Source organism: Ruegeria sp. YTSA226, from assembly GCF_059609905.1.
The window spans coordinates 49,774-66,896 of record NZ_JBXWMQ010000004.1; the positions used below are offsets into that span (position 1 = coordinate 49,774).

A 17,123-nucleotide genomic window follows, 5' to 3' on the forward strand; every position below is an offset into this window, starting at 1 on the left:
GAAATATGCAGATAACCATCTGAGAGAGGGCAATAAAACCTAATTTTGGCGACTCATATAGACACAACAAATGTGGCGAAAAAGCGGCGATTTCGCCACAATCAGGGCGCGCGTCACAGTTTGATTGCGGAAATCAGGCGGCCGTAGTCGGCTTCTTTTGCATGAACCGATCGGCGGTACGAATAGAATCTGTTCGGGTCCGAATAGGTGCAATGACGAATCCACTCTGCATGCCCGACACCAGCCTGACGTAACCGGTGCAGCCCATAGGACGGGAGGTCAAATTGCATCCGATCACCCGTTCCATTTGCGAAGAATCGCAGGTTTTCTGATGATTCAGTGGCAAATTCTTCTAGGAACTCGGGTCCGACCTCATACGCAGTTTGAGAGATTGTGGGCCCTATGACAGCCACTGTATTCTCGCGCCGTGCTCCTAGCGCCTCCATGGAGTCCAACGTGGCCTCAAGCACACCGTCTAGCGCGCCGCGCCAACCCGCATGTGCAGCTCCTATCACTTTTGCGTGGGTGTCGGCAAAAAGAACAGGTTGGCAATCCGCCGTGAGGATGGTCAGCGCCAGCCCGGGATAGGCCGTAACCAACGCGTCTGCTTTAGGCTTTTCCCCGTCGATTGGACCATCAACAGTTATGACCGTCGGTGAATGCACCTGATGCACCCCGATAAGGGATCCGGGATCGACCTCCATCGCATCCGCTACGCGGTTACGGTTTATCGCGACAGCCTCGGTCTGGTCAGATGATCCATGACCGCAGTTGAGCCCTGCAAATATCCCGGATGAGGCCCCGCCTCGGCGGCAGAAAAAACCATGGCGTACGGATGACAAGAGATCCGAAGTCAGAATTTCCAGCGTCATGATTCCAGTCCCGGTGGTAATGCGGCATAAGATGGGTACAGGCCCAGTACTTTGAACAGGTTTCCCATTTCCTCTGGATGCGTCAACCGGCGATGTGCGGCTATCAACGCCTCAAGCTTGGACCCGCTGAGTGGTTTCGCCAATGCTTGCGCCCGCGCAGTGATGCCCAGCCGTTCCAGAAAAACGCCTTGGGGTGTCAGGCGCGAATGGGCGCAGCCCGCAGCTCGCGCTGCGCTCGCCAGAGGTTCGAAGTCCACATGGGCGGTCAGATCAGCTTGTCCGGGGCTGGAAAGCGGGTCTATCGGCTTGTGGGCATGTAGCGCTTGAAACGTATCCCCAAGCGAATGCCAGTCGCCATAATCCAGGATCAGTCCGGCTCCGCCATGGGTCGCGATCCGTCCGGCGATCACAGTGATGACCGGTATGGCCGAAGGGCAAAGCTCGACCAGATCCCCATCCTGCGTGTCCTCAAGCCGGTTCTTCAAAGCGATCTGTGGTGACCGCGGCCCCAGGCCAAAAGCCAGTGATTCGTCCTTCATCCCGATCAAACGTTCCCGCCAATCGCTGTCATCGCGGATGAATTGGCGAATGGGCAGAGCGTCAAAGAACTCGTTTGCCACCAGCAAAAGCGGGGAATCGGGTAGATCGGTGACCGATGTAATCCAGCGTGGAGCATAGGCATCCAGCGTCTTTGCCTGAATGGTGCGCAGGGTTGGTGAGGCCTCAAGCAGAACAATATCTGCCGCCGCGTGAAAGCCATCCACGCCCTGTGTTGCACGCAGTATGTCAGCCATCAGCGTTCCGCGCCCGGGACCCAGCTCCGCTAGCGTGAAACGGCCCGGACGCCCCTGGTCAATCCAGCATTGCGCAAGGCTGAGCCCGATCAGTTCGCCAAACATCTGGCTGATTTCCGGGGCGGTGATGAAATCGCCCTGCGGGCCAAGGGGGTCGCGGGTGGAGTAATATCCCAGTGTCGGGTGCAGCAGGCATTCGGTCATATAGTCGGCTACACTCATCGGGCCGTCTTGTGCGATACGTGCCTGTAAGAGGTTGGCGAGGGTCATCACTTGGCCTTAGCGCGTGATGCCAGCCAAAGGCCAAAGGCAATCATTGGCAAAGACAGTAACTGGCCCATGGTCAGGCCGTAGCCGCCCATTTGCCACGCAAGTCCAAGCGGATTTCCGGCCGAAACAAACTGTGCATCGGGTTGCCGGAAAAACTCGACAATGAAACGCGATGCGCCATAGCCCGCCATAAACACGCCTGTGACCAGACCGGGCCGTAGGAAAGCGTGGCGCCGATAGGCCAGCCACAAGAGCAAGGCACCCAGCAGCAACCCCTCAAGCGCGGCTTCGTAAAGCTGAGAGGGGTGGCGGGCGCAAAGACCAATAACCTCCGGGCAGTTTTGGGCGGCGGCACCGGGGAATACAAAGGCCCAGGGCAGGTCGCTGGGCCTTCCCCACAGTTCGGCGTTGATGAAATTCGCAACACGACCCAATAACAGCCCAGGCGGCACGGTATGCGCGATCAGATCAGCAAGCGGCAAAATCGAAATTTGGTGACGTCTTGCATAGATATATGAGGCCACGACGACGCCTAGCAATCCACCGTGGAAGGCCATGCCGCCCTGCCAGACCATCAGAATTTCGATCGGGTTCGAAAGGTAATAGGCTGGTTGATAAAACAGCACGAACCCAAGTCGCCCGCCCAGAATAACGCCCAGAATGATCCAGGTGATCAGATCCTCAAGCTGGGCGGGTTGCATAGGTGGCGCCTTGTCGGGCCACAGGGCGGGGCGCTTTAGGGCGATCACCCCCAGGCGCCATGCAATCACAATCCCAGCGATATAGGCGAGGGCGTACCATCTAAGTGCGAACTCCATCCCGAACAGCGAGATCGAGAAAAGTTCGGGCGACAGATCGGGGAAATTCAGAACAGCCTGCATGTGCGTCTCATTGCCCGGGCTTTGAGGGTTAAGTCAACCTTGAGCCTGCGCCAATCATTCCCCATATAGAGACCAACCGCCAAATCGGAGGATAACCATGCAAACCCGCAACAAGATTCTGGATGATGTTTCCCAACTCATGACCAACGCCATGGGTGTTGCCCAAGGCGCAAAGGACGAGGCGGAGAACGCCATGAAGTCGATGATTGACCGTTGGCTGGCTGATCGCGATTTCGTCACACGCGAAGAATTCGACGCTGTCCGTGCCATGGCTCAGAAAGCGCGCGAGGAAAACACAGCGCTCGAGGCGCGCATTGCAGCGTTGGAAGCCAAGCTGGGCGAATAATCCCCCGCGAAATTTTGGAAAAAGACAAACGCCGCGCAATCCGGTTCTGGGTTGTGCGGTGTTGTGCATCATGCCGTCTTGCGGGAATTAATCAAGACAAAGCTGCATCTGATGCCAATATTTTGATCCCCGTTGCCAGCTATCCACAACTTATTGCTGTTATCCCCAAAAATGGGGGTTGTCAGGCCACCACACACAGCGCACCATATTTAGTACAGGCCTATGGGGGAAGCCCGGCTTGTAGAGCAGGCAACTAGCGCTGGGGCGCTGCCAGCCCCGAAATGCTAGAAATTAGTGAGGTGGCATTATGGCCCTTTCCGAGCAGTTTCTTGAAGAAGACCTTCATCCGATCGACATTGTTGAACATCTTGCCGAACATCACGATTGGGACTTTGATCGGATCGGGGATGATCAGATCGCAATGGCTGTCGAAGGACAGTGGCGCACCTACTCAATTACGCTGGCTTGGTCGAATTATGACGAAACGCTGCGTATGGTGTGCTCGTTCGAGATGGAGCCACCTGAGGCGCGCGAGGCCGAGCTTTATGAACTGCTGAACAAGATGAACGATCAGTGCTGGGCCGGGGCCTTCACATACTGGGCCAATCAGAAGCTGATGGTTTACCGCTACGGTCTGGTTCTTGCGGGTGGTCAGATGGCCAGCCCGGAACAGATTGATACGATGATCACTGCAGCGGTCCTGAGCGCCGAGCGTTATTATCCCGCGATCCAACTGGTCACATGGGGCAACCGTACCCCGGAAGACGCGATGCAAGTCGCCATTGCAGAGGCCTACGGCCGCGCGTAAAGCTTTGCCCCGAGCCAAATAAGCGGAGGGGCAATCATGGACATGTCACGCGTCGCCGAACAGGGGCTGGTGCTTTTGGGATGCGGAAAGATGGGATCGGCCATGCTTGCCGGGTGGTTAGGGCATGGCCTTCCTGCCTCGTCAGTCTGGGTGATTGATCCTTTCCCGTCGGATTGGCTGAAATCGTCGGGCGTCAACATCAATACCCCGCTACCCGAAGCGCCTGCGGTAGTGCTGGTCGCGGTAAAGCCACAGATGATGGGCGATGCACTGCCCGCAATTACAGCCCTGGGCGGTGGGCGCAGCCTGTTCGTGTCGGTGGCGGCGGGCACCTCGATCTCCACATTCGAAGAGGTGTTGGGCCAGAAAACACCAATCGTGCGTGCCATGCCGAACACCCCGGCGGCGATCCGACAGGGAATTACGGCGTTGATTGGAAATTCTGCTGTTTCGGATGCGGATCTGGCCCTAGCCGAAAACCTGCTATCTGCGGTCGGTGAGACGGTCAGATTGCAGGATGAGGCGCAGATTGATGCCGTTACCGGGCTGAGCGGGTCCGGCCCTGCCTATGTATTCCACCTTATAGAAACGCTCGCTGCTGCGGGTCAGGCTCAGGGCCTGCCACATGATTTGGCGATGAGGCTGGCCAAGTCCACGGTCGCCGGGGCAGGGGCCTTGGCCATGGCGTCTGACGAGGACCCTTCGCAACTGCGCGTCAATGTCACTTCGCCTAATGGAACCACGCAGGCCGCGCTTGAGGTCCTGATGCACGACGAATTCGGTTTTCCCGACCTGCTGCACCGCGCTGTTAAAGCCGCAACTGATCGGTCCAAGGAGCTGTCTCGTGAGTGAAATTACATTCGACGATTTTCTCAAGGTCGACATTCGCGTCGGCGAGGTTATCCGCGCCGAGCCCTTCCCCGAAGCGCGCAAGCCAGCGATCAAGATGTGGATCGATTTTGGACGAGATATCGGCGAGCGGAAAACCTCGGCCCAGATCACTGCGCATTATGATCCCGCCTCATTGGTGGGCAAGCAGGTGATGGCGGTGATAAATTTCCCTCCGCGCCAGATCGGCAAGTTCATGTCCGAAGTGCTTGTGTTGGGATTGCCCGATGAAACTGGTGAGATCGTCCTGATCGGGCCGGATGGCAAGGTTCCAACCGGTGGGCGGATGCATTGATGCGTGTGTTCATTGCCCGACCGATGACCGCCTCTGTCGCAGCACGTGCACGCGCGGAGTTCGACGCAGAGATGCGCAGTGAAACCTTGCCGATGTCACTCAAGGAAATGGGGCATGCGCTGTCCGAATTCGATGTGGTGGTGCCGACCTTGGGCGACCTGTTCTCGGCCCAGATATTTGCTGAGGTGCCGGAACCGCGGTGCAAACTGCTGGCAAACTTTGGGGTTGGGTATAATCACATAGATGTGGAGGCGGCCCGTCAGGCCGGAATCGCGGTGACCAATACGCCTGGCGCTGTCACTGACGCTACGGCCGATATTGCCATGACATTGCTGCTGTCCACGGCCCGCCGCGCCGGAGAAGGCGAACGGCTGGTACGTTCAAACCTTTGGCAGGGCTGGCACCCGACACAGATGTTGGGCCATCACGTAACCGGCAAACGGGTCGGCATTGTGGGCATGGGGCGCATTGGGCAAGCCATCGCGCGACGTTGCCAATATGGGTTTGGTATGCACGTCGCCTATCAATCGCGCAGTCCAAAGGAGTTAGAGTTTCCGGCGGATTATGTCTCAGACCTCAAAGCTTTGGCTGCCGGTGTCGATTTCCTGATCCTGGCTGTGCCGGGCGGTGCCGAAACCCGGCATCTGATCAATGCGCAGGTGCTGCAGGCGATGAACGCTGCTGCCATCCTGATCAATATTTCTCGGGGAGAGGTATTGGATGAATCGGCCCTGATTTCGGCGTTGCAAGAAAAGCAAATCGCGGGTGCGGGTCTGGATGTCTACGAATTCGAACCCGCAGTGCCGCAAGCTCTGATAGATTTGCAGAACGTGACCCTGTTGCCCCACCTGGGTACCGCGACTGAGGAGGTCCGCAGCGCTATGGGGCACATGGCGCTAGATAATGTTGCGGCCTTTGTTCAGGGGCGCCCGCTGCCAAATCCGGTTTAGGTGCCCACGGCCTCGCGCCAATGCCTGCGGCACAGCGAGACATAGGTTTCGTTGCCACCAATTTGGACCTGAGCACCTTGGGTGATGGGATTTCCATTCTCGTCCTGACGAATCACCATTGTTGCCTTGCGGCCGCATTCGCAGATCGTGCGAACCTCACGCATCTCATCCGCCAGCGCCAGCAAGGCGGCCGATCCGGGAAATAGCCGGCCCTGAAAATCGACCCGCAACCCATAAGCCAGCACCGGCACGTTCAGGTCATCTACGGCGCGGGCCAGTTGCCAGACCTGATCTTCGGTCAGGAACTGGGCTTCGTCGATAAAGACACATGCAATTTTGCCTTGCGCCAGACGGGCTTCGATCATGGCGAAAACATCATCATCGGTGTCAAAAGTATCAGCCTCGGATGATATCCCAATCCGCGAGGCAATTTTCCCAGCACCGGCGCGCCCATCCAATGCAGCCGTCATCAGGTAAGTATCCATGCCGCGCTCGCGATAATTATGCGAGGCCTGCAGCAACACGGTCGATTTGCCCGCGTTCATAGTCGAGTAGTTGAAGTAAAGTTTTGCCATGGCTCGGGTCTAATTCGCCAGCCCCGCCTGGGCAAGCCATCTCATGTGGCGAAATGAGCGACGCCGCCGTTGTCCAGTTAGGGGATGAGCTCACGCTCTTTGGGGATGGAGCCCCTGCACTCACAACAGCGACGCCTTCGGCCTATAAGCGGCCTAAACGAAGCGGGGCTAATATGTGCCCCGCTATCACTCGCTACCGGCATTATTGCCGCCACTCACTCACAAAACCCTCGCATATCTGAGGGATAGCCAACATATCGCATTTCAATTATGAATCAGGTATGGGAAATTTCATTTCCCTTTCCCCCGCAATGGCAGATGTAGTGGGGAAGGCAGGTAGCAAAGGTAAAAACATGGCAGATATCGGGGCCTATCTCAAAAAGCACACCGAAGCGTTGGTCAAGGACGTTGGAATTGAGTCCGCGTGCGAGATCACGGGTAAATCCAAAGCCACGCTTGGCCGATATTATTCAGATAATGCAGAGCATGCTGATCGGTTCATGCCGGTTGATGCAGTTGCGCGCCTTGAAGCAGTGGCCAACTTTCCGCATGTGACGTCGGCTTTGGCCGACCTCAAGAACATTACGCTGTCATATGATGGCCGCAACACGGACGCTCCTCGCACCGGAGGTGTGAATTCGGATGTCATCGCGTTGAGCCAACGCTTTGCCATGCTTATGACCGAATACCAGTCTGCTATCGAAGACGGTATTATCACGGTGAACGAGGCCAAACGCCTGTTGAAGGAAACCAGCCTGCTGCAGCATGTTCTGATCGAGATGAAGCTGCACCTGGAAGAAGAAAGCGTGAGCTGAGGCAAGGGAAGCTGGGTGTCTTGATCCAGTTTGGTGTACGTACCGATACTCATGACATGCTAGGTCAAGCTTGACCCGATCTGAACGCTCGCATGCTGGGGCTTTTGCCGCTTGCCGCCGGACGGGGTGATGCCAGTACTGAAACAAGGATCAAACAACCAAGCCGGGTCGGATGAGCCCGGCTTTCTTGTACGAATTTGTGGTTGCGCGGAGTGTTGTCTTAACCGTGCCGTTTCACGATTACCGAACCCACGGAATACCCTGCTCCGAAGGAACAGATAAGGCCGATCTCGCCATCGGTGAAATCGTCCGAGTATTTCGAAAATGCGATGATCGACCCTGCCGAGGACGTGTTCGCATAGTCTTGCAGGATGTTTGGCTGCTCTCCGGGGGCGGGTTCGCGGCCCATGACTTTTTTACCGATGAAATCATTCATCGTTTTATTCGCCTGATGCAGCCAAAGACGTTTGAGATCGGCGTTGCTGATCCCTTCGGCGTCCATGTGATCGGCAATGTGTTTGCTGACCATTGGAAGAACCTCTTTGAACACTTTACGGCCGTTTTGCATGAACTGCATATCGCGGCGGTCGGTCAATCCCTCTGGCCGAGTGCGACGCAGGAAGCCATTATTGTTTCGGATGTTGTTGGAAAAATCCGTGGCGCAGCTGGTCGACAAAATCTCGAAATGCGGTCCGGTCGCATCCTCGATCCGTTCGATCACGGTGGCCGTTGCCACGTCACCAAAAATAAAGTGGCAATCTCGGTCACGCCATTCCAGGTGGCCCGTGCAAATCTCGGGGTTTACCACAAGCGCACATTTTACCGAACCGGACCTGACCATATCCGCCGCCGCCTGAATGCCGAACGTGGCCGAAGAACAGGCAACGTTCATGTCGAATCCGAACCCTTTGCATCCCAGCGCCTGCTGGATCTCGATCGCGATTGCAGGATAAGCCCGTTCATGGTTCGAAGCCGCGCAGATTACCAGATCAACATCGTCCCCGTTGCGCCCAGCCTGTGCCAGCGCTTTCTTGCAGGCGTCAACGGCCATTTCGGTCATGATGCCAGGTTCATCGTCAGAGCGCTGACGAAACAGCGGGTGCATCACGTCGGGATCCAGAACGCCCGCTTTGTCCATCACATAGCGGTTTTCGATTCCGGAGGCCTTCAGAATGAACTCTTCAGACGAATGCTGCATCGGTTCAACGTCACCAGCGGCAATCGCCTCTGCGTTCTGGGTGTTCATCTTGTCGGCATATGCATTGAAGGCCGAAACGAGCTCGGCATTCGTAATGACATTATCTGGCGTGAAAACACCCGAGCCGGTGATTGCTGGCGTATACATGTTGGGTCCTGGATTTCTGGATTCACCCAAAATGCCGTTATGATTGGTATTGTTCAAGAGAGATTGACCCCAGGGAATGTTAAGCTTGGTTGGAAATTGAGCTTCAGTTCTTGAATAGTTCGTTTTTCGAAGTATATACGCGTCAAATTCTGCAAGGAATCATCCCATGGCCCATGATCATAACACTCTGTTGCATCGCTTAAGCCACGAGATGCAGGCGATGATGGGTGTGTATGCGCTCTATTGGAAGCTCGAGGAGAGCTTCGATGCCATCGAAATAGAGCTGAGCCATCAGGAATGCCATATGGTGATCAAATTGGATCAGCCCAGGCGCATGGGCGTTTTAGCGGCTGACATGCTGTCAGTTCCTTCGACAATCACGTCGACCGCCGATGCCTTGGAAAAAGCGGGCTATCTGAGGCGCGAACGCGACCCTGAGGACCGCCGTGCATGGCTTTTGGTTTTGACCGAAAAAGGCACAGAAACACGCCAGATGCTTGTGGCCCAAGCGGGCGCCCTGTTTCAGCGCGCGTCCGGACTGACCAAAGATGAAACGGCAGAATTCGCAAGACTGGCCCGGAAGATCCGGGAAAACATACTGAAAACTGGAATTCCCGAGGGACTGAAGAAATGAAACTGATCTCTGCTTTGGGCGTGGCCCTGACCATTCTCTCCAGCTCAATCATGGCTGAAGAAGCTGCCAAGCCGGTAAAGCTGATGGTGGTAAAGGAAACCACACCTGGGTTCACACGTCAGTTCTTTGGTCGCGTCGCTGCGCGGCAAACGGTTGATCTGGCCTTTCAGGTGGCTGGACAGATCATTGAAATGCCAGTGGCTGAAGGATTTGTCATCCCCAAGGGTGAGCTGATCGCCGAGCTGGATCGCGAGCCGTTCCAGCGCCGCTATGATCGTGCCGTTCTGCAGAAAGATCAGGCGGATCGGACCCTGGCCCGCCTGTCTCGGCTGCGGGGAACTGCGGCCAGCCAAGTGGCTGTGGACGACTCTGAGACTGCGGCGCAACTGGCTGATATCGCTGTGCGTGACGCGCTATACGACCTGGAACAGGCGACATTGACGGCACCGTTTAACGCGCTGGTGTCCAGCCGGGCGGTCGAGGCCTTTACCACTGTTTCCGCAGGTACCCCGATCGTGCGCATCCATGATATGTCCGAACTTCGGATTGAGGTCGACGTACCCGAAATTTTGTTTCAACGGTCAGGCCAGCAGGATGACATCACCATCACCGCGAAATTTCCGGTGAGCGACGAAGTCTTCCCGCTTCAGATCCGCGAATTCGATGCTGAATCTTCAAGTGTCGGTCAAACCTTCCGCATCCAATTTGGCCTGACACCGCCTGAAGGGCTGCAAATTCTGCCTGGTTCGTCGGCTACTGTGACCGTTCGGGTCAAGGACCAGAAACGGGGGATCTTTGTTCCGCCTACAGCCATTGTGGCCGATGTCGAAGGGGCGCTGGGCGTAATGGTGTTTTCTCCGACTGGGGCTGACCAAGGGACACTGCGCCGCGTCCCCGTTACCATCGAGCCCACGGAAACTGGTGATGTCAACGTACTGGACGGCCTAAGTGACGGGGAAGAAATCGTTGTCGCCGGCGGCGACGTTTTGATTGACGGTCAGGTGGTGCGCCGCTTTACCGGCCTTGCCAACTAAGGGGCGGATTGATGAACATCGCACGCGCATCCATTGATCGCCCTATCTATACATGGCTGGTCATCCTGATCGCCTTGTTCGGCGGCATCTGGGGATTTCTGTCGCTTGGCCGTCTGGAAGATCCAGCCTTCACAATCAAAAACGCCGTCATCGCTACCCAGTATCCGGGGGCAACGGCTGAACAAGTGGCGCTGGAGGTTTCAGAGCCACTGGAATCCGCCATCCAGCAGATGGGCGAGGTCAAGACAATCACATCAATGAACCAGCCCGGTTTTTCGCTGATCGAGGTCGAGATTAACTCAGCCTATGATGGGACCGAGCTACCGGAGATCTGGACCAAATTGCGCGCCAAAGTCCGTGACGCCTCACGGGAGCTGCCATCGGGGGTGGGTGAACCGCTGGTCAATGACGGGTTTGGCGATGTGTTTGGCTTGTTTTATGCGGTCACGGCCGAGGGCTTCTCGGACGCTGAAAAACATGAGCTTTCCACATTTCTTCGGCGCGAACTACTGACGGTTGACGGTGTCGCGGATGTCGAGGTGATGGGGCTGCCGCAAGAGGCGATCTTTATCGAACCCGACCTGTCTATTTCGGTGAACCAGAACGTGCCTCTGCAGGCGCTTACCGACGCGATTACAAATGCGGACTCGGTAAACTCGTCGGGGTCATTGCGATCAGAAGATGGCCGGACCGCGATATTAACCGCCGAAGGGTCCGATACGGTTTCCGCCATAGCTGGCCTTTCTGTTGGATCGCAGGGCCAGGTTATCAACCTGTTCGATATGTCGAATGTACATCGTGGTCGCCTAACCGATCCCAATGTCATCATCCGGTTCAACGGGACCGAAGCCTTCACTCTGGGTATCGCTGGGCTTTCGACTGATAATATCGTTGAGGTCGGCAAGCGTGCTGACGCGAAATTTGCCGAGTTGGATTCTCAGATCCCCTATGGTGTCGAAATCCTGCCGATTTACCAGCAGCACGTTGTTGTTGAGCAGGCATCGAACGATTTTCTGGTGAACCTCGCGCTGTCGGTCTCTATTGTTGTTGCGGTTTTGGCGCTGTTCATGGGTTGGCGCGCGGCTGTGGTTGTGGGAACAACTCTGTTGCTGACCGTGGTTGGCACGTTGTTGTTCATGGCATTGTTCTCGATCGAGATGGAACGAATTTCGCTGGGCGCTTTGATCATCGCGATGGGTATGTTGGTGGACAACGCCATTGTGGTGGCCGAAGGAATGCAGATTGCAATGCTGCGCGGCAAGAATTCGCGCGATGCGGCGGATGAGGCTGCGGCCAAAACGCAAATCCCGCTGTTGGGAGCAACGGTGATTGGCATCATGGCTTTTGCCGGGATTGGTCTTAGCCCTGATGCGACGGGTGAGTTCTTGTTTTCGCTATTTGCTGTTATCGGGATATCGCTGCTGCTGAGCTGGACCCTGGCGCTGACGGTGACTCCGATGCTTGGGCACTATTTCTTCAAGCAGGGCAAAGAAGGTGAAATTGATGCCTATGGCGGGATCATGTTCCGTGTTTATGGCGCGATCCTAAACTGGGCGCTGCGGTTCCGTTGGATGGTGATTGCAATGCTGGTGGGCATTACGGTGGTCTGTTTCGCAGGATTTGGCTTGGTCAAACAACAGTTCTTTCCAGACTCGAATACACCGCTGTTTTTCGTGCATTACAACCTGCCGCAGGGCACACCCATTGCGCGCACCGCCGAGGATATGGCTGTTTTCGAAAACTGGCTGGCGGATCGGGACGATGTGGTATCTGTCACGACATTTGTTGGGCAAGGAGCAACTCGTTTTTTGTTGACCTACTCTTCGGAAAAACCGAACCCCAGCTACGGTCACATGATCATCCGGACGGAAACATTGGATGACATTCCGGCTTTGCGGGCGGATCTCGAGGCGTTTGGCTCGGCGCAGTTCCCCGAAGGCAAGTTCCGCACCAAGCGGCTGGTCTTTGGTCCTGGCGGCGGTGATCCAATTCAGGCCCGTTTCTCGGGAAGCGATCCGGCGGTGCTTCGGCAACTTGCGAATGAGGCTGTGCAGACGATGCGCGCGGCCTCGCCCAATGCGCTGAACGTCTATCACGACTGGCGCGAACAAGGGCTGGCTGTCCAGCCAATTTATGCGACCGAACGGGCGCAGACCGCTGGGGTGTCGCGCGAAGATATCGCGGCGACTCTGCAATTCTCGACCGATGGGATCACCGGTGGTGTGTTCCGCGAGCGCGACCGCCTGATTCCGATCATCTTGCGCCGCCCGGTGGACGGGGATTATTCGATCGTGGATCAGGTTGTATTCTCGGACCAGTCGCAGAAATTCGTACCGATCGAGCAGATGGTCGACAGGTTCGAATATAAGGCACTCAATACGCTGGTTCACCGCCGGGATCGTGTGCTGACCATTACGGTAGGGGCCGACATCCCGCCGGATTTGACAGCTGCGCAGGTTCATTCCGAAGTCCGCACAGCCATCGAAAGCATGGAGCTGCCAGCGGGCTATCGACTGGAATGGGGTGGAGAGTTCGAGAATGCTGGCGATGCAAATAAAAGCCTGGGTCGTCAGTTGCCGTTGAGCCTGTTGATCATGGTTCTGATTTCGGTGCTGATATTCAACGCCATTCGTCAGCCGATCATTATCTGGCTGTTGGTACCGATGTCGGTAAACGGAGTGGTGATCGGTCTGCTGGGCACGGGTCTGCCGTTCACATTTACGGCGCTACTGGGACTGCTTAGCCTATCGGGGATGCTGATCAAGAATGGTATCGTTTTGGTCGAAGAGATCGATTTGGTACGTGCAACCGGGCAGGGGCTGCGTGAATCGATCATCGAGGCTTCGGTCTCGCGTTTGCGCCCGGTGATGCTGGCCGCAATCACGACGATTTTGGGTATGGCTCCGTTGTTGACGGATGCGTTCTTCAGGTCGATGGCGGTGACCATCATGGGTGGTCTGGCCTTTGCCACGGTCCTTACCATGGTGGCGGCCCCCGTGTTCTACATGGTGTTCTTCCTGCCGGAGGAACGGCGCAAGAAACCACCGCAGCCGGTTGTCTAAATGAAAAACCCCCGGTCATGGACCGGGGGTTTTGCTTTATTCTGGTGTAGTGGGAGAAGGTCAGCCTTGCAGGGACCTGACCTCGACATCACCCTCGGCCTGCGCCTTTATCGCCAACGCGGCAGCGTGGCTGGCGGCGGCGGTGGTGAAATATGGGATCTTGTCATAGAGCGCGATGGACCGGATGGCCTTGCTGTCCTCGACCGCCTGTGCACCTTCGGTGGTATTCATCACCAACTGTACCTGACCATCTTTAAGCATGTCAGCCACGTCGGGGCGACCTTCGTAGACCTTGTTGACCAGATCACAGGCAATACCGTGCTCGGCCAGCCAGCTTTGCGTTCCGCGGGTGGCGACAAGGGCAAAGCCCTGTGCGGCCAGAACCTGTGCGGCCTCAAGCATGGCAGGCGTCTTGTCGGCATCCTTGATCGAAATAAACGCACGTCCCGAGGATGGCAGCACCATTCCCGCACCCATCTGTGCTTTGAGGAAGGCGCGGGGGAAGTCGCGGTCCCAGCCCATGACTTCTCCGGTCGAGCGCATCTCAGGCCCCAGAATAGTGTCGACGCCGGGGAACCGGGCGAAGGGCAGCACCGCCTCTTTCACCGAGAACCACGGCATATCCGGGTCTGCCAGTGTCATCTGGTCGGCGATCTTGGTGTCGTCCACGGTCTTGTAAGCCGGGCGCAACGGGAAATCCGCGAGCTTCTCGCCGGCCATCACACGCGCGGCGATGGAGGCAATGGCGCTGTCCGTGGCTTTGGCCACAAATGGCACGGTGCGTGAGGCGCGCGGGTTGACTTCGATCAGGTAGATATCGTCATCCTTGATCGCAAATTGTACATTCATCAGGCCGACAACGTTCAACGCCTTGGCCAGCTTGAAAGTCTGATCCTTGATCCGGCCAATGACCTCTTTCGACAGCGAGTAGGGCGGCAGCGAACAGGCGCTATCGCCCGAATGCACGCCAGCCTCTTCGATATGCTGCATGATGCCCGCGACATGTACATCCGTGCCGTCGCACAGGGCGTCGACATCCAGTTCAACCGCGCCCGCCAAATAGCTGTCCAGCAGCACGGGGCTGTCGCCCGAGACCACCACGGCCTCGTTGATATAGCGCCGAAGCTGGTCCATATCGCGCACGATTTCCATCGCGCGGCCACCCAGTACATAGGACGGGCGGATCACCAGCGGGAAGCCGATATCCTCGGCGATTTTCAGCGCCTGCTCGTCGGTCGAGGCAATGCCGTTATTGGGCTGTTTCAGGCCCAGATCGTTGACTAGCGCCTGGAAGCGTTCACGGTCTTCGGCCAGATCGATGGCGTCCGGCGTGGTGCCGAGGATCGGGATGCCTTCCTCTTCCAGCGCATTTGCCAGTTTCAGCGGGGTCTGACCGCCGAACTGCACGATTACTCCGTGCAACGTGCCGTTTTCTTGTTCCTTCGTCAGGATTTCCATCACGTGCTCGAAGGTCAGAGGCTCGAAATACAACCGATCCGAGGTGTCGTAGTCGGTCGACACGGTCTCGGGGTTGCAGTTTATCATGATAGTTTCATAGCCCGCTTCAGTCAGTGCGAAGCAGGCGTGACAACAGCAATAGTCGAATTCGATCCCCTGACCGATCCGGTTGGGTCCGCCGCCCAGGATAACAACCTTCTTGCGATCACTCGGGCGCGCCTCGCACTCAACATCACCCATCATAGGGGCTTCGTAGGTCGAGTACATATAGGGCGTCTGCGCCTCAAACTCGGCGGCACAGGTGTCGATGCGTTTGAACACTGCGTTAACACCCAGATTGCGGCGGGCGCGGCGTACATTGCCTTCGTCACGGCCTGTCAGGTTGCCCAGGCGCGCATCGGTAAAGCCAAGCATTTTCAGCCTGCGGATGCCTTCTTCGGTCACCGGCAGGCCGTCTTTGCGCAACTGACGCTCGGCCTCGATGATCTCGCGGATGCGGGCCAGGAACCATGGGTCAAATTTGGTGACCCCAAAAATCTCATCATCGGTCAAACCGTGACGCATGGCCTGCGCGATGGTGCGCAGACGGTCGGGGGTTTGCTTGCTGATCGCTTTGATCACCGCGACTTTGTCACTGACCTCGTCCCAGACACCAACGTTCAGGCCGGGGATTTCCACTTCATCAAAGCCAGTCAGGCCGGATTCCATCGAGGCCAGCGCCTTTTGCATCGATTCGTGGATCGTGCGGCCAATGGACATGGCCTCACCCACCGATTTCATCGCCGTGGTCAGGTAAGGTTCAGAGCCGGGGAACTTTTCGAACGCAAATTTCGGAATTTTTGTCACGACATAGTCGATGGTTGGTTCGAAGGAGGCGGGCGTGACCTTGGTGATGTCATTGTCCAGCTCGTCCAGCGTATAGCCAACAGCCAGTTTGGCCGCGATCTTCGCAATCGGGAACCCGGTCGCCTTGGACGCCAGCGCGGACGAACGCGACACGCGGGGGTTCATCTCGATCACGACCATTCGGCCGTCTTCGGGGTTGATCGCCCATTGTACGTTCGAACCGCCAGTCTCGACCCCAATCTCGCGCAGAACGGCGATGGAGCCGTTGCGCATGATCTGGTATTCTTTGTCGGTCAGTGTCAGGGCAGGGGCCACAGTGATCGAGTCGCCGGTATGCACACCCATCGGATCGATATTCTCAATGGAACAGACGATGATGGCGTTGTCGGCCGTGTCGCGTACCACCTCCATCTCATACTCTTTCCAACCCAGCAGGCTCTCATCGACGAGGATTTGGTTTACCGGCGAGGCATCCATGCCCGAGCGGCAGAAGTGAATATAATCCTCGCGGTTATAAGCCACACCGCCGCCGGTGCCGCCCATGGTAAAGGCGGGGCGAATGATGGCAGGCAGGCCGATGTCTTCCAGATCGCCCAAGGCAATCTGGACGCCAGCATCAAGATCGGTGGAGCCGTCGTCGCGCTTGGGGGCGGTAACAATGGTGGCCTTGGGGTTTTCGATGCCCAGCCGATCCATCGCTTCGCGGAATAGTTTGCGGTCTTCGGCCATTTCGATGGCGTCGCGGGTCGCACCGATCATCTCGACACCGAACTCGTCCAGTACGCCCATCTCTTCCAGTGCAAGTGAGGTGTTCAGTCCGGTCTGCCCACCCATTGTGGGCAACAAGGCGTCGGGGCGTTCCTTCTCGATGATCTTGGCGACAACTTCGGGCGTGATCGGCTCGATATAAGTGGCATCAGCCAGACCGGGATCGGTCATGATTGTCGCCGGGTTTGAGTTTACCAGAATGACCCGGTATCCTTCTTCGCGCAGGGCTTTACAGGCCTGTGCGCCTGAATAGTCGAATTCGCAGGCCTGACCGATGACAATGGGGCCCGCCCCGATGATCATGATCGACTGGATGTCGGTTCTTCTCGGCATAGCCTGTTTCCTTCGGTTAACTGCGAGTCAGGGCACCGCCCGCGTGCCCAAATTGTTCTGCGTTATAGGGACCGCGCCAAAAGGTTCAAGAGGTATCGGAAACAGGGGCGAAATTGCCGCTTTCCCCTCTTTCCCTTACCGCCGTATTG

Annotated in this window: 15 protein-coding genes; 9 read left to right on the forward strand and 6 right to left on the reverse strand. The window is 56.9% G+C overall.

What is annotated here, in order from left to right:
• Positions 1–113: 113 nt before the first annotated feature.
• The 3 genes from pgeF to lgt are packed head-to-tail and all read right to left on the reverse strand — an operon-like array spanning position 114 to position 2,817.
• On the reverse strand, positions 114–872 hold the full coding sequence (gene pgeF, locus AC2FFF_RS07280; protein WP_271949221.1) for a peptidoglycan editing factor PgeF: 759 nt from the start codon (positions 870–872) through the stop codon (positions 114–116).
• Positions 869–1,936 (reverse strand): class I SAM-dependent methyltransferase, encoded by a 1,068-nt coding sequence (locus AC2FFF_RS07285; RefSeq protein WP_281972664.1) that lies wholly within the window; start codon positions 1,934–1,936, stop codon positions 869–871. Before AC2FFF_RS07285 ends, pgeF begins: the two co-directional genes overlap by 4 nt.
• Positions 1,936–2,817, reverse strand: coding sequence for a prolipoprotein diacylglyceryl transferase (gene lgt / locus AC2FFF_RS07290; protein ID WP_281972665.1), 882 nt, complete (start codon positions 2,815–2,817; stop codon positions 1,936–1,938). Before lgt ends, AC2FFF_RS07285 begins: the two co-directional genes overlap by 1 nt.
• 97 nt (positions 2,818–2,914) lie before the next feature.
• Between lgt and AC2FFF_RS07295 the strand changes: the two genes are divergently transcribed.
• The 5 genes from AC2FFF_RS07295 to AC2FFF_RS07315 all read left to right on the forward strand — a co-directional run bounded on the left by AC2FFF_RS07295 (position 2,915) and on the right by AC2FFF_RS07315 (position 6,104).
• The gene (locus tag AC2FFF_RS07295) at positions 2,915–3,163 is read left to right on the forward strand and encodes an accessory factor UbiK family protein (protein WP_142636566.1); all 249 of its coding nucleotides are present in this window, start codon (positions 2,915–2,917) and stop codon (positions 3,161–3,163) included.
• A gap of 307 nt (positions 3,164–3,470) precedes the next feature.
• Positions 3,471–3,971 (forward strand): type III secretion system chaperone family protein, encoded by a 501-nt coding sequence (locus AC2FFF_RS07300; RefSeq protein ID WP_281972666.1) that lies wholly within the window; start codon positions 3,471–3,473, stop codon positions 3,969–3,971.
• 36 nt (positions 3,972–4,007) lie between these two features.
• The gene (gene proC / locus AC2FFF_RS07305) at positions 4,008–4,823 is read left to right on the forward strand and encodes a pyrroline-5-carboxylate reductase (protein ID WP_281972667.1); all 816 of its coding nucleotides are present in this window, start codon (positions 4,008–4,010) and stop codon (positions 4,821–4,823) included.
• On the forward strand, positions 4,816–5,154 hold the full coding sequence (locus AC2FFF_RS07310) for a tRNA-binding protein (RefSeq protein WP_142636572.1): 339 nt from the start codon (positions 4,816–4,818) through the stop codon (positions 5,152–5,154). The genes proC and AC2FFF_RS07310 overlap by 8 nt, the downstream gene beginning before the upstream one ends.
• A complete protein-coding gene (locus AC2FFF_RS07315) occupies positions 5,154–6,104 on the forward strand; it encodes a 2-hydroxyacid dehydrogenase (protein ID WP_281972668.1) in 951 nt (316 codons plus the stop codon). Before AC2FFF_RS07310 ends, AC2FFF_RS07315 begins: the two co-directional genes overlap by 1 nt.
• Here the strand turns inward: AC2FFF_RS07315 and AC2FFF_RS07320 are convergent.
• Positions 6,101–6,679: a thymidine kinase gene (locus AC2FFF_RS07320; protein WP_142636576.1), complete on the reverse strand. Its 579-nt coding sequence runs from the start codon at positions 6,677–6,679 to the stop codon at positions 6,101–6,103. The two genes, AC2FFF_RS07315 and AC2FFF_RS07320, sit on opposite strands and share 4 nt — an antisense overlap.
• 353 nt (positions 6,680–7,032) lie before the next feature.
• On the opposite strand from AC2FFF_RS07320, the gene AC2FFF_RS07325 reads away from it, so the two are divergent.
• Positions 7,033–7,494, forward strand: coding sequence for a hypothetical protein (locus AC2FFF_RS07325; protein ID WP_142636888.1), 462 nt, complete (start codon positions 7,033–7,035; stop codon positions 7,492–7,494).
• 220 nt (positions 7,495–7,714) lie between these two features.
• On the opposite strand, the gene AC2FFF_RS07330 is transcribed toward AC2FFF_RS07325, so the two are convergent.
• Complete coding sequence (locus tag AC2FFF_RS07330; protein ID WP_281972669.1) at positions 7,715–8,839, reverse strand: beta-ketoacyl-ACP synthase III; 1,125 nt, start codon at positions 8,837–8,839, stop codon at positions 7,715–7,717.
• A gap of 166 nt (positions 8,840–9,005) precedes the next feature.
• Here AC2FFF_RS07330 and AC2FFF_RS07335 point away from each other — a divergent pair, with 166 nt between their 5' ends.
• Genes AC2FFF_RS07335 through AC2FFF_RS07345 form a run of 3 tightly spaced genes read left to right on the forward strand, consistent with a single transcriptional unit; the run spans position 9,006 to position 13,569 of the window.
• A complete protein-coding gene (locus AC2FFF_RS07335) occupies positions 9,006–9,473 on the forward strand; it encodes a MarR family winged helix-turn-helix transcriptional regulator (RefSeq protein ID WP_281972670.1) in 468 nt (155 codons plus the stop codon).
• A complete protein-coding gene (locus AC2FFF_RS07340; protein ID WP_281972671.1) occupies positions 9,470–10,507 on the forward strand; it encodes an efflux RND transporter periplasmic adaptor subunit in 1,038 nt (345 codons plus the stop codon). Before AC2FFF_RS07335 ends, AC2FFF_RS07340 begins: the two co-directional genes overlap by 4 nt.
• An 11-nt stretch (positions 10,508–10,518) precedes the next feature.
• A complete protein-coding gene (locus AC2FFF_RS07345) occupies positions 10,519–13,569 on the forward strand; it encodes an efflux RND transporter permease subunit (protein ID WP_281972672.1) in 3,051 nt (1,016 codons plus the stop codon).
• A gap of 60 nt (positions 13,570–13,629) precedes the next feature.
• On the opposite strand, the gene carB is transcribed toward AC2FFF_RS07345, so the two are convergent.
• Positions 13,630–16,974 (reverse strand): carbamoyl-phosphate synthase large subunit, encoded by a 3,345-nt coding sequence (carB, locus tag AC2FFF_RS07350; RefSeq protein WP_281972673.1) that lies wholly within the window; start codon positions 16,972–16,974, stop codon positions 13,630–13,632.
• Between the last annotated feature and the right edge of the window lie 149 nt (positions 16,975–17,123).